A 12,542-nucleotide genomic window follows, 5' to 3' on the forward strand; every position below is an offset into this window, starting at 1 on the left:
CAAATGATTACACATTTTTTAAAACTTGAGTGGAAACAATTTTTTCGCTCCTCTTATTTTGGGAAAAGTATTGCACTAAAAATTATCATGGGTTTTTTTGCCTTGTACATGTTAGCGTCTTTTTTAATGATAGGCTTGGGAGGTTATTTCTTTATTAAAAAAGAATACCCAAATACAGATCCTTTGTTTTTTGTAAATGGAATTATCATTTTCTTGTTAGTTGCCGATTTAATTTTTCGCTATTTAATGCAAAAACTTCCTGTGTTGAATATTAAACCATTTCTTGGGTTACCCATAAGAAAGGAAAAGTTAGTACATTTTGTATTAGGCAAATCAGCCTTTTCGTTTTTCAACTTCATGCCGTTGTTTTTCTATGTTCCTTTTTCAATAGTATTAATAGGGCAAGGATATGACCCTATAGGAGTTTTAGGATGGTTGTTTTTAATGATTTCACTAGTATTAAGCGCTAACTACCTTAATTTTTTAATTAACAAAAATAACTATGCACTAGGAATAATGGTTGCTGTTTTAGCACTATTGTTTTTGGTAAACAAATATGAAATATTCAACATTACTGAGTTTTTTGCACCAGTTTTTCAATCAGTATATAATAATCCAATAGTTGCTCTTTTAGGAATGCTTTTGCTTGCAGGATTGTATTATTTGAATTTTAAATTCTTACGAAGTAAAGTATATTTAGATGACGCGATTAAAAGTAAAGAAGAAGTAGCTAGTACTACAGACCTATCTTTTATTGATAGGTTAGGAGATGTAGCGCCATTTATAAAAAACGACATCCGACAAATCTGGAGAAACAAACGTACTAAAACAGTATTTTTTATGTCTTTTTTGTTTCTTTTTTACGGAACTATTTTCTTTGGACAAGACGCCTATCGAGAAAAAATGCCTGCTTTTTTAGTCTTTGCAGCAATATTTATTACCGGAGGTTTTACACTTAATTATGGTCAATTTATTCCTGCTTGGGATAGTGAATACTATAAGATGCTTATGAGTCAAAATATTCGTTATCGAAAGTTTTTAGAAAGTAAATGGTACTTAATGGTTGTAGTATCGGCAGGGTTATATCTTTTAAGCATTCCATATTTATATTTTTATGGATTAGACATCTTTTTAATGATTACTGCTGGAGCTATTTTTAATATTGGATTTAACTCATTGTTTTTACTATTTGCAGGCGCGTTCAATAAAAAACGAATCGACTTAAATAAAAGTGGATTTTCAAACTACCAAGGAACTAGTGCAACACAGTTTTTAATTATCATTCCTATTATGGGGGTTCCAATGTTCTTATTTTGGATTTTTAACAAGTTTGTAGGATTCAATTCTGGTGTTTTAGCAATTGCTATAACAGGAGCAATTGCCTTAGTGTTTAAAAATTACTTTATGAATAGGATAGAAAAGAGATACATTAAAAATAAATATGCTGCAATACACGCATTTAGCCAAAAATCATAACCAACCTTAAAAGAACTAAAATGATTTCAATACAAAATATTTCAAAAACCTACGGAACAGCACAAGTTTTAAACCTTGAAAATATAGAAATTCCTAGCGGACAATCTTTCGGATTGGTAGGAAATAACGGAGCAGGAAAAACTACGTTGTTTAACTTGTTGTTAGATTTGATTCGACCTACGACTGGAGAAATTGTAAATAATCAAGTAGTCGTGAATAAAAGTGAAGATTGGAAAACCTTTACAGGATCATTTATTGATGAATCTTTTTTAATAGGTTATTTAACTCCTGAAGAATATTTTGATTTTGTAGGAAATTTACGCGGAATGAACAAAGCCGATATACAAGATTTCTTAACTCAGTTTGAAGAATTTTTTAATGGTGAAATCTTAGGGAAGAAAAAATACTTACGAAGCTTAAGCAAAGGAAACCAGAAAAAAGTAGGGATTGTTGCTGCAATGATGGGGAATCCTCAAGTGGTAATTTTAGATGAACCTTTTGCAAATTTAGATCCAACCACTCAAATCAGGTTAAAAAAGCTAATTAAAAAGTTAACTGAAAACAACGAAGTAACCGTGTTAATTTCTAGCCACGATTTAAGTCATGTTACCGAAGTTTGCGAGCGTATAGTAGTTTTAGATAAAGGAAACTTAGTAAAAGACATTCACACATCACAAGAAACATTACAAGAGTTAGAAAGCTATTTTTCTATTTAAAATAGGGTTAAAATCACCTTATAATTATTATTTTTACCTTTTTACGTACAAAAAAGACAATTATAACGTTGTTGTACAGTAAAAGCTTTATTTTATGAAAAAAGGGGGCAAGATAATAGTATTCAATGTTTTAGTAGCTATCGTGTATTCGTGTAGTGTTAAAAAGGATGCTTTTTTAAATAGAAGTTACCATGCTGTTACCACCAAATACAATGTGCTTTTTAATGGAGAACAAGCGTATTTAAAAGGTCTTGAAGAAATTCAAGAAAAACATGAAGATAACTTTTGGAAACGTTTACAAATTGAACCTATTACGTTTGATGAGAGTACAATAGATGCTAAAGTACTAACTCCAGGTACAGGCTTTAATACTGGACAAGAAGACGAAGAGAATAAAAACCTTACTCCTTTTGAAAAAGCAGAAGAAAAAGCTGTAAAAGCAATTCAAACCCATTCGATGAATATTAATGGGTACGAAAAAAATAGTCAAATAGATGATGCTTATCTTCTTTTAGGAAAGTCAAGATACTACACACAACGATTTATTCCAGCGTTAGAGGCGTTTAACTACGTTATAGTTAACTACCCTAAAGCAAACTTAAACTACGAAACCAGAATTTGGAGAGCTAAGGCAAACATTCGTTTAGGTAATGAAAAAAGAGCGATACAAACATTACGATTATTATTAGATGTTTTAGATGAAACGGAAAAGATAGGTAAATCGACTAAAGAGCAAGCCTATACAGCTATGGCAATGGCGTATGAGCAAACAGATACGATTCAAAAAGTAGTAGATTATTTAAAATTAGCCACTGCTACAAATTACAACAAAGAGCAAACAGCTCGAAATATGTTTGTTTTAGGTCAAGTGTATAGTGAATTAGATAGAAAAGATTCCGCTCGAATGGTGTTTAAAAAACTAGCAGAAAGTAGAAAAGCACCAGATAGGTTTCGTATTAGAGCAGAAATAGAATATGCTAAAAACACTCCAAACGATTCAGCTTCTATTGTAGTGTTGGCAAGAATGAAAAAACTCATAAAGAATACAGATAATCGTAAGTTTTTAAACGCTCTGTATTATCAAGCAGGAGTTTTAGAAGAAGGAAGAAATAACTCTGAAAAAGCAGTTGAGTACTATAAAAAATCACTACAAGCAAAGCATAATAATAACTATCAAAAAACCTATGCCTACGAACGTTTGGCAGATATGGCTTTTGAAAAAGAAGATTATCTACTAGCAGGTTCGTATTACGATAGTGTAATGCAGGTGGTTTCTAAAGAATTTGATCAAGAAAAAAGGATTCGAAAAATCCGAAGAAAAAATAAAGGACTTACTACTTTAAGAAAGTACGAAGAGACAGTGAAGAACAACGATAGTATTCTTCAATTAGTAGCTATGACTTCTGATGAAAGAACTTCTTTTTTTGAAAGCTATATTGAAAAAATTAAAAAAGAAGACGAAGAAAAACAACAACAGTTGCTAAATGCACAAAACTTCGGAAATAGTTTTGGAGGTGGGGCTTCAATAAATAGTGCAACAAATAAAGGAAAATGGTATTTTTATAACACACAAGCTCTTAACTTTGGAAGAGCAGAGTTTCAAAAAGTATGGGGAACACGTCCTTTGGAAGATGACTGGAGATTGTCAGATAAGTCAATAAATACTGTCGAGAACACATCAGCAAATGCAGAAGGAACAAAAGTTAATCCAAGATATGAGCTTTCAACCTATCTAGATGCGATTCCAACCGACGAACAAGTAATTACAAATTTAGTTTTGGAGCGTAATGATGCATTGTATCAATTAGGGTTGATTTACAAAGAGCAGTTTATAAACCATACGCTGGCTATTAAGAATTTAGAACGATTAAGAGAAGTAAGTACAGATGATAAGTTAGAATTACCAATAAGCTATCATTTATTTCAAGTTTATAAAGAAAAAGGAGATATAGCAAAATCTAATGAGTATAAAAATGTCATTTTACAAAAGTATCCTGAAACAACGTTTGCTCAAATAATTAAAAACCCTGACGTAAAGTTAGTAGCGGAGAAAAAAGAAGATGAAATTTTAAACAAGTATAAAGAAGTTTACTATTTGTATAAAGAAAATAAATTTGAAGAAGCTGTTAATGAGATAGATAATTTTTCTCCTTCACTACAAAATTCAAATTTAATTCCTAAATTCGCACTCTTAAAAGCCCTAGCGATAGGTAAATATCAAGATAAAGAAACCTATAAAAAAGAGTTAGAGTTTGTTGCGGTTAGTTATGCAACTACCGAAGAAGGTAAAAAAGCAAAAGAAATCATAGAACAATTAAATAAAACATAAATCCCTTAAATTCCCCTAATATGTTTGGTAAAGAGAATAAAAAATCCGGAGAAAACAAAGTTGCAGAAAGAAATATCATAGGACAAAACACTAAAATTACTGGAGAAATCATTTCAGAAGGAGATTTTAGAATTGACGGTACTTTAGAAGGAACCATAGTTACCAATGGTAGAGTAATTATTGGAGGTTCAGGTCTTATTAAAGGAAAAGTAGAATGTACTGATGCTGATATTGAAGGAAAATTTTCAGGTGAATTATTAGTTTCAAACGTGCTTACCGTAAAATCAACAGCAAACATTAATGGAGATGTTGTTATAGGAAAGCTTTCTGTAGAGCCAGGAGCAGAGTTTAACGCAACATGTGCCATGAAAGGAGCGGTAAAAGAATTGAACAAAAATGAGCAAGGACTCAAAGAAAAATCCGCTTAATAAATACATACGATTTACAGGAATCGCGATTCAAATGGGCTTAACCATTTACTTAGGAAGTTTGCTGGGTGAATGGTTAGACCAAAAATATCCGAACGATAGTGAACTTTACACGAAAATTTGTACACTTGCAGCGGTTTTTGGTGCCATATATTCTGTAATACGCCAAGTAATTAAGATAACCGGTAATAATGGGTAAACGAATTTTAGTATTTTCTTCTATCATACTAACTTTAGGGATAGGAGGCTTTTTTTTAAACAGCTTTTTACTTTCTAATGCAGGGGTAACACTTTCTTTTTCGGTGTTACAAGTGTATTGTTTTAATGTAATAGCAACCATTTTAATTTATGCTTTAATAGAATGGGTGTTAGGATATTTACCCAATGAAACAGGTTATTTGTATCTAGGGATGCTAATGGTAAAATTCGGAGTCTTTATTCTTTTATTTCAAAAAAGTATTTTTTCAGAGGTAGGGTTAACAAACCCAGAAAAAGCAACCTTATTAGTTCCTATTATGGTATTTTTAGCTATTGAAACAGCAGCGCTTTCAAAAATACTTAACGCTAAATAACTGAGCTGTTTAAGGTACGACGTAGGCTTCTTTAAAACTAAGCAAAAAAAGGGTTTGTAGTTTTAATTAAATGTGTACCTTTGCAGCGAAATTTACAGACCCAAAATCTATATTTAGTAAAGGTATGATGGTAGCAAACAAAACTATCAAGTTTTTAACACTTTTGACACTTGTGTTTTCATCGTTAACTGCATTTGCAGGAGGAGGCGATACAACTTCTAATGATGATGGAAGAATTAACACTAAAGAATCAATAGATGCTTACATTAAGCATCACTTAGCAGACTCTCACGATTTTAGCTTGTTTTCATATACTAATGATGCAGGAGAGCGTAAACACATTGGGTTTCCGTTACCAGTAATTGTTTGGACAACCGAAGGATTAAGAGTTTTTATGTCTTCAGAATTTCATCACAATGATGACGGTGCTGTTATCGTAGAAAAAGATGGAGTTAAGTTAACGAAAATTCACAGTAAAATATATGAGTTAAATGCAGGTGAAGAAGCAGTTGCTTTTGATGAAGAACATCACGCTACAAATGCACAAAAAGTGTTAGATTTATCTATTACTAAAAGTGTTTTTGGTATGTTATTCGCAGGGTTGTTAATGTTCTTCGGATTTAGAAGTTTAGCTTCAGGGTACAAGAAAGGACCAATCCCAACAGGTGCAGCACGTATATTAGAGCCTTTAGTATTATATGTAAGAGACGAAATTGCACGTCCAAATATCGGAGAGAAACATTACCGTAGATTTATGGGGTTCTTATTAACCGTATTCTTCTTTATTTGGTTCTTAAACTTATTAGGATTAACTCCGTTAGGGTTTAACGTAACAGGTCAAATAGCAGTAACAGTTTGTTTAGCTTTATTCACATTCTTTATTGTACAATTTAGCGGAAATAAAGATTATTGGAAACATATTTTCTGGATGCCAGGTGTGCCAGTATTAATGAAAATAGTATTAGCGCCAATCGAGGTGTTAGGTATGTTAACTAAACCATTCTCTTTATTTGTGCGTTTATTTGCGAACATCACCGCAGGTCACTCTGTAGTAATGGGTATCGCAGCATTGATGATTTTATTAAAAGCAAAGTTTGGAACAGCAGGAGCTACAGGAATCTCTTTCTTCCTAACTTTATTCTTAACTATTATAGAATTATTAGTAGCCTTTTTACAAGCTTATATCTTTACTATGTTATCATCGTTATTCATTGGTATGGCTGTAGAAGAGCATGATCATCATTAAGAACTAGAATCAAAAATTTGTTTAATTATATATAAATCAATTATTATGACACTTAATTTAGTTGGAGCAGGATTAATCGTAATCGGAGCAGGATTAGGATTAGGAAAAATCGGTAGTAGTGCAATGGAAGCTATTGCTCGTCAACCAGAAGCAGCTGGTAAAATCCAAACTGCAATGATTATTATTGGAGCATTATTAGAAGGTTTAGCATTCGGTGCTTTACTTTTAGGATAAGCAACAAAACAAAAAAACAAATTCCTGTAACGGTTGGTTGCAGGAATTGTTTACACAATTAAACAAAAACACGAAAAAATAAATAATAATGGGAATATTTAATGACTTTTCAATAGGGTTGTTTCTTATGCAACTTGTAATCTTATGTTTGTTAATCTTTATAATGGCAAAGTTTGCATGGAAGCCTATTTTGAATGCGTTAAATGAGCGTGAAGAAGGAATTCAAGGAGCTTTAGATGCTGCAGAAAACGCTCGTAAGGAAATGCAAAATTTACAAGCTGATAATGAGCGTTTATTAAAAGAAGCAAGAGCAGAGAGAGATGCAATGATGAAAGAAGCTCGTGAGATTAAAGATAAAATTATAGCAGATGCTAAACAAGAAGCAGAAGAGCAAACTACTGCAATGATTGATAATGCAAAAGCTACAATAAAACAAGAACAACAAGCAGCTATTGCTGAGTTAAAGAAAACAGTAGGTAACTTATCTATTGAAATCGCTCAAAAAGTAGTAAGAAAAGAATTAGCTTCACAAGACGATCAGTTAAAGCTTGTTGAAGGAATGTTAGAAGAGGTTACTTTAAACTAATCAGTAGATGAAAGAATCAAGAGCAGCATTACGTTACGCAAAAGCAATTTTAAACTTAGCTAAAGAATCAGGAAATGAAACTTTAGTAAACGGTAACATGAAGTTAATCGTTGATACAATTGCTGAAAGCGCTGATTTAGATGTTATGCTTAAAAGTCCTGTAATCAAAGCTGCAGATAAAAGTAAAGTTTTAAATGCACTTTTTGGTGATAAAGTAGATAACATCGTAAAAGGGTTATTTAACTTATTAGAGGAAAATAAGCGTATGGTGATGTTAGAACCTATTGCTAAGCAATATGGCGTTATATATGATCACTACAAAAACATGAAAGTTGCTAGAGTTACTACAGCAGTAGCTTTAACAAAAGAGTTAGAAGATAAAATACAAGCTAAAATTGTAGCCCTTACAGGAAACAATGCAAGTATTGAGAATATAGTAAATCCTGATATTTTAGGAGGATTTATCTTAAGAGTTGGAGATGTGCAGTACGATGCAAGCATCTCTAGCCAATTCAATGAGTTAAGGAGAGAGTTTGACAACGGTCATTACATTCCAAAAATTTAATTATACATCAAAAGAAATAAGATGGCAGCAATTAAACCAGCTGAAGTATCAGCAATTTTAAAGGAACAATTAACAAATTTTGAGTCTAAGGCTTCATTAAACGAAGTAGGGACAGTATTACAAGTAGGTGATGGTATTGCACGTGTTTATGGATTATCTAACGTACAATACGGAGAATTAGTAGAATTCGATAACGGATTAGAAGGTATCGTATTAAACTTAGAAGAAGATAATGCAGGTGTTGTATTATTAGGAGCTTCTACTTCAGTAAGAGAAGGATCTACTGTAAAACGTACAGAAAGAATTGCTTCTTTAAAAGCTGGAGAAGGAATTGTAGGACGTGTTGTTAACACTTTAGGGCAACCAATCGATGGTAAAGGACCAATCGAAGGTGAAACTTTCGAAATGCCTTTAGAGCGTAAAGCACCAGGGGTTATTTTCCGTGAGCCTGTAACTGAGCCAATGCAAACAGGTATCAAATCTATCGATGCAATGATTCCAGTAGGTCGTGGTCAACGTGAGTTAATCATTGGAGACCGTCAAACAGGTAAATCAACTGTTGCTATTGACACTATCTTAAATCAAAAAGAATTTTATGATGCAGGACAACCAGTGTACTGTATCTACGTAGCTATCGGTCAAAAAGCTTCAACAGTAGCAGCTATTGCTAACATGTTAGAAGAAAAAGGAGCGTTAGCATATACAACTATCGTTGCTGCAAATGCATCTGATCCTGCACCAATGCAGGTATATGCACCATTCGCAGGAGCTGCAATTGGAGAATATTTCCGTGATACTGGTAGACCAGCTTTAATTGTTTATGATGATTTATCTAAACAAGCAGTAGCTTACCGTGAGGTATCTTTATTATTAAGAAGACCACCAGGACGTGAGGCTTACCCAGGGGATGTATTCTACTTACACTCAAGATTATTAGAGCGTGCTGCAAAAGTTATTAATGACGATGCTATTGCTGCTGAAATGAACGACTTACCAGAATCATTAAAAGGTAAAGTAAAAGGTGGAGGATCTTTAACAGCATTACCAATTATTGAAACTCAAGCTGGAGACGTTTCTGCATATATTCCTACAAACGTAATTTCGATTACTGATGGTCAGATATTCTTAGAGTCTGATTTATTCAACTCAGGGGTTCGTCCAGCAATTAACGTAGGTATCTCTGTATCACGTGTAGGAGGTTCTGCTCAGATCAAATCAATGAAAAAGGTATCTGGTACATTAAAGTTAGATCAAGCTCAGTACCGTGAATTAGAAGCATTCGCTAAGTTTGGTTCTGATTTAGATGCAGCAACTTTAAATGTAATTGAAAAGGGTAAGCGTAACGTAGAGATCTTAAAGCAAGCTCAAAACGATCCTTATACTGTAGAAGATCAGGTAGCTATTATTTATGCAGGTTCTAAGAACTTGTTAAAAGATGTGCCTGTAAACAAGGTAAAAGAATTTGAAAAAGATTATTTAGAGTACTTAAATGCGAAGCATAGAGATACTTTAGATACTTTAAAAGCAGGGAAATTAACTGATGAAGTAATTGATACTTTAAGAGACGCTGCAAAAGAAATTTCAGCTAAATTTTCAGCTTAATAAAAAGACTTTAGTATTGAGTATTGAGATGAAACTTCTCAATACTCAGTGCTCAATACTAAATACTACAAAGTATGGCAAACTTAAAAGAAATACGTAACAGAATTACTTCGATTAAATCAACAATGCAGATTACCTCTGCCATGAAAATGGTATCGGCTGCAAAGTTGAAAAAGGCTCAAGATGCAATTACAGCAATGCGTCCGTATTCATCTAAGCTTACCGAATTATTACAAAGCTTAAGCGCTACATTAGATAGCAATGCAGGTGGAGTATATTCAACAGAAAGAGAAGTAAATAAGGTATTGTTAGTTACTGTAACTTCTAACAGAGGTTTATGTGGTGGTTTTAACTCATCTATAATCAAAGAAACAGTTAAAACAATCAACGAAAAATATAATAATGCTGCTGTTGATTTATTAACTATTGGTAAAAAAGGAAATGATATTTTATCAAAAGAGTATACAGTTATTGAAAATAGAAATGATATTTTTGATGAATTAACTTTTGATAATGTTGCTGAAGTTGCTGAACAGTTAATGAATTTATTTGTAGATGGTTCTTATGATAAAATAGAGATTATTTACAACAGATTTAAAAACGCAGCGACTCAAATACCACAGGTAGAGCAATTCTTACCAATTCAACCTGTAGAAGGAGAATCAAATGCTAATTCAGACTACATTTTTGAACCTTCAAAAGAAGAAATTATTTTAGAGTTAATTCCTAAGTCATTAAAAACGCAATTATACAAAGCAATTCGTGATTCATTTGCTGCCGAACACGGTGCTCGTATGACTGCAATGCACAAAGCAACTGATAATGCTACGGAATTACGTGATGAGTTATTATTAACATACAACAAAGCACGTCAAGCTGCAATTACAAACGAGATCTTAGAGATTGTTGGTGGAGCAGAAGCTTTAAATAACTAAGAAAAGAGAATTCCTCAAAATATTTTGAGAGTTATCATAAAAAAGCGAACCAATTTGGTTCGCTTTTCTTTTATATTAGATTTTGAATTGTTTTTTTGATGGATTCTGGATCTATCTCACAAATTTCTTGTAATTGCTGAACAGTACCGTGATGGATAAACGCATCAGGAACTCCTAGCAGTTTAATATTTCCTTGATAATTTACTTCCGAAGCATAATCTAATACAGTACTTCCAAATCCGCCTTTAACGGTGCCATCTTCAATAGTAATAATCGTATCAAATTTATTGAAAACTTCATCTAAAAGTTCGATGTCTAATGGTTTCACAAAACGAAGGTCGTAATGTGCAATAGCTTCTTTGTTTTCGAGCTGATTTATCGCTTCTGAGACATTATCAGCTATTGTTCCAATAGACAACACCGCTATTTGATTTCCTTCTTTTAAACAAACTCCTTTTCCAATTTCAATATTTTCAAAAGGAAGTTGCCATTGTTCTAATTTTCCTTTTCCTCTCGGGTAACGAATTGCAATCGGATGTTTCAATCCTTGTTGAGCGGTAAACATCATATTACGTAACTCAATTTCGTTTCGAGGAGCAAAAACAATCAAATTCGGAATGCAACGTAAGTAGGCTAAATCAAAAACTCCGTGATGTGTTGCTCCATCTTCACCAACCAATCCAGCTCTGTCCAAGCAGAAAATTACAGGTAAGTTTTGTAAAGCTACATCATGAATTACTTGGTCGTAAGCACGTTGTAAAAAAGTAGAATAAATGTTACAAAAAGGAATTAACCCTTGAGTAGCCATACCAGCAGCTAAGGTTACTGCATGTTGTTCAGCAATACCAACATCAAAAGTTCGGTCAGGAAAAGCTTCTAACATAAATTTTAAGGAGCTTCCTGTTAACATAGCAGGAGTAATTCCTACAATTTTTTCGTTTTGCTGTGCTAATTCAACAATGGTTTTACCAAAAACATCTTGAAACTTGGTGTATTTACTTGCTTCTTTAGGTAAAACGTCTCCAGAAATTTTATCAAACTTTCCAGGAGCATGGTATTTTACTTGATCTTGTTCTGCTTGTCGTAATCCTTTTCCTTTAGTAGTAATTACATGCAAAAACTTCGGACCTTGAATATTTTTTAGACGTTCTAATTCAGAGAGTAATTCTTCAAAATTATGTCCGTCAATAGGACCTGAATAGTCAAAATTTAAGGCTTCAAAAATATTGTGTTGCTCAACTTCTAATCGAGGTGATTTAATCTTAGTTAAATAATCCTTTAATGCACCGACAGATGGATCAATACCAATAGCGTTATCATTCAGAATAACTAACAAATTAGCATTGGTGTCTCCTGCATGATTCAACGCTTCAAAAGCCATTCCGCTTGCGATAGAAGCATCACCAATTACCGCAATGTGATGTTTGTGAATCCCTTGCAGTTTTGAAGCAATTGCCATTCCTAAAGCTGCTGAAATAGCGGTAGAAGAGTGCCCAACACCAAAGGTGTCGTATTCACTTTCAGAACGTTTTGGGAAACCAGAAATTCCATCAAGCTGACGATTGGTATGAAAAACGTCTTTTCTTCCTGTTAAAATTTTATGTCCGTAAGCCTGATGCCCAACATCCCAAACCAATAAATCGTTAGGAGTATCAAACAAATAATGAAGCGCAATGGTTAACTCTACCACACCTAAACTTGCACCTAAATGTCCTTCTTTAGTAGCGATTACATCAATAATAAACTCGCGCAATTCTTTGGCAAGTTGTGGTAATTCGTCTGATGTTAGCTTACGTAAATCAGCAGGAATTTGAATGTTTTTCAAAAGGTCGTTCGACATATAGCAAAAGTAC

Annotated in this window: 13 protein-coding genes; 12 read left to right on the forward strand and 1 reads right to left on the reverse strand. The window is 33.1% G+C overall.

The window, feature by feature from the left end; translation table 11 throughout:
* Positions 1–3 precede the first annotated feature (3 nt).
* From Q0663_RS01485 to atpG, 12 genes are all read left to right on the forward strand, one after another.
* Positions 4–1,476, forward strand: a complete 1,473-nt coding sequence (locus Q0663_RS01485) for a DUF5687 family protein (protein ID WP_299005255.1) — start codon at positions 4–6, stop codon at positions 1,474–1,476.
* A 20-nt stretch (positions 1,477–1,496) separates the two neighbouring features.
* A complete protein-coding gene (locus tag Q0663_RS01490; protein WP_299005258.1) occupies positions 1,497–2,192 on the forward strand; it encodes an ABC transporter ATP-binding protein in 696 nt (231 codons plus the stop codon).
* Between the two features lie 94 nt (positions 2,193–2,286).
* Positions 2,287–4,521, forward strand: coding sequence for a tetratricopeptide repeat protein (locus Q0663_RS01495; RefSeq protein ID WP_299005261.1), 2,235 nt, complete (start codon positions 2,287–2,289; stop codon positions 4,519–4,521).
* Between the two features lie 20 nt (positions 4,522–4,541).
* Positions 4,542–4,949: a polymer-forming cytoskeletal protein gene (locus Q0663_RS01500; RefSeq protein WP_274634288.1), complete on the forward strand. Its 408-nt coding sequence runs from the start codon at positions 4,542–4,544 to the stop codon at positions 4,947–4,949.
* Positions 4,918–5,148, forward strand: a complete 231-nt coding sequence (locus tag Q0663_RS01505) for an AtpZ/AtpI family protein (RefSeq protein WP_299005263.1) — start codon at positions 4,918–4,920, stop codon at positions 5,146–5,148. Before Q0663_RS01500 ends, Q0663_RS01505 begins: the two co-directional genes overlap by 32 nt.
* Positions 5,141–5,521: a DUF6168 family protein gene (locus Q0663_RS01510; RefSeq protein WP_299005267.1), complete on the forward strand. Its 381-nt coding sequence runs from the start codon at positions 5,141–5,143 to the stop codon at positions 5,519–5,521. The genes Q0663_RS01505 and Q0663_RS01510 overlap by 8 nt, the downstream gene beginning before the upstream one ends.
* Positions 5,522–5,645: 124 nt before the next feature.
* Positions 5,646–6,767 (forward strand): F0F1 ATP synthase subunit A, encoded by a 1,122-nt coding sequence (atpB, locus tag Q0663_RS01515; RefSeq protein ID WP_299006312.1) that lies wholly within the window; start codon positions 5,646–5,648, stop codon positions 6,765–6,767.
* Positions 6,768–6,812: 45 nt separating this feature from the next.
* Positions 6,813–7,001: an ATP synthase F0 subunit C gene (gene atpE / locus Q0663_RS01520; protein ID WP_028891526.1), complete on the forward strand. Its 189-nt coding sequence runs from the start codon at positions 6,813–6,815 to the stop codon at positions 6,999–7,001.
* Positions 7,002–7,089: 88 nt separating this feature from the next.
* Positions 7,090–7,587: a F0F1 ATP synthase subunit B gene (locus tag Q0663_RS01525; protein WP_298997342.1), complete on the forward strand. Its 498-nt coding sequence runs from the start codon at positions 7,090–7,092 to the stop codon at positions 7,585–7,587.
* 7 nt (positions 7,588–7,594) lie between these two features.
* Positions 7,595–8,152: an ATP synthase F1 subunit delta gene (gene atpH / locus Q0663_RS01530; protein WP_299005270.1), complete on the forward strand. Its 558-nt coding sequence runs from the start codon at positions 7,595–7,597 to the stop codon at positions 8,150–8,152.
* 21 nt (positions 8,153–8,173) lie between these two features.
* A complete protein-coding gene (atpA, locus tag Q0663_RS01535; RefSeq protein ID WP_299005273.1) occupies positions 8,174–9,754 on the forward strand; it encodes a F0F1 ATP synthase subunit alpha in 1,581 nt (526 codons plus the stop codon).
* 74 nt (positions 9,755–9,828) lie between these two features.
* Positions 9,829–10,689 carry an ATP synthase F1 subunit gamma gene (gene atpG, locus Q0663_RS01540; protein ID WP_299005276.1) on the forward strand — a complete coding sequence of 287 codons (861 nt, stop codon included), beginning with the start codon at positions 9,829–9,831 and terminating at the stop codon, positions 10,687–10,689.
* Positions 10,690–10,759: 70 nt separating this feature from the next.
* Here the strand turns inward: atpG and dxs are convergent, their stop codons facing one another.
* Positions 10,760–12,529, reverse strand: a complete 1,770-nt coding sequence (gene dxs / locus Q0663_RS01545) for a 1-deoxy-D-xylulose-5-phosphate synthase (RefSeq protein WP_299005277.1) — start codon at positions 12,527–12,529, stop codon at positions 10,760–10,762.
* Between the last annotated feature and the right edge of the window lie 13 nt (positions 12,530–12,542).

Source organism: uncultured Tenacibaculum sp., from assembly GCF_947504135.1.
Classification (GTDB): Bacteria; Bacteroidota; Bacteroidia; order Flavobacteriales; family Flavobacteriaceae; genus Polaribacter.

What these genes read in the sequence shown, in the direction of transcription:
- Q0663_RS01485 (WP_299005255.1), top strand. Translation starts at nt 4, where the DNA reads ATGATTACACATTTTTTAAAACTTGAGTGGAAACAATTTTTTCGCTCC.
- Q0663_RS01490 (WP_299005258.1), top strand. Translation starts at nt 1,497, where the DNA reads ATGATTTCAATACAAAATATTTCAAAAACCTACGGAACAGCACAAGTT.
- Q0663_RS01495 (WP_299005261.1), top strand. Translation starts at nt 2,287, where the DNA reads ATGAAAAAAGGGGGCAAGATAATAGTATTCAATGTTTTAGTAGCTATC.
- Q0663_RS01500 (WP_274634288.1), top strand. Translation starts at nt 4,542, where the DNA reads ATGTTTGGTAAAGAGAATAAAAAATCCGGAGAAAACAAAGTTGCAGAA.
- Q0663_RS01505 (WP_299005263.1), top strand. Translation starts at nt 4,918, where the DNA reads ATGAGCAAGGACTCAAAGAAAAATCCGCTTAATAAATACATACGATTT.
- Q0663_RS01510 (WP_299005267.1), top strand. Translation starts at nt 5,141, where the DNA reads ATGGGTAAACGAATTTTAGTATTTTCTTCTATCATACTAACTTTAGGG.
- atpB (WP_299006312.1), top strand. Translation starts at nt 5,646, where the DNA reads ATGATGGTAGCAAACAAAACTATCAAGTTTTTAACACTTTTGACACTT.
- atpE (WP_028891526.1), top strand. Translation starts at nt 6,813, where the DNA reads ATGACACTTAATTTAGTTGGAGCAGGATTAATCGTAATCGGAGCAGGA.
- Q0663_RS01525 (WP_298997342.1), top strand. Translation starts at nt 7,090, where the DNA reads ATGGGAATATTTAATGACTTTTCAATAGGGTTGTTTCTTATGCAACTT.
- atpH (WP_299005270.1), top strand. Translation starts at nt 7,595, where the DNA reads ATGAAAGAATCAAGAGCAGCATTACGTTACGCAAAAGCAATTTTAAAC.
- atpA (WP_299005273.1), top strand. Translation starts at nt 8,174, where the DNA reads ATGGCAGCAATTAAACCAGCTGAAGTATCAGCAATTTTAAAGGAACAA.
- atpG (WP_299005276.1), top strand. Translation starts at nt 9,829, where the DNA reads ATGGCAAACTTAAAAGAAATACGTAACAGAATTACTTCGATTAAATCA.
- dxs (WP_299005277.1), bottom strand. Translation starts at nt 12,529, where the DNA reads ATGTCGAACGACCTTTTGAAAAACATTCAAATTCCTGCTGATTTACGT.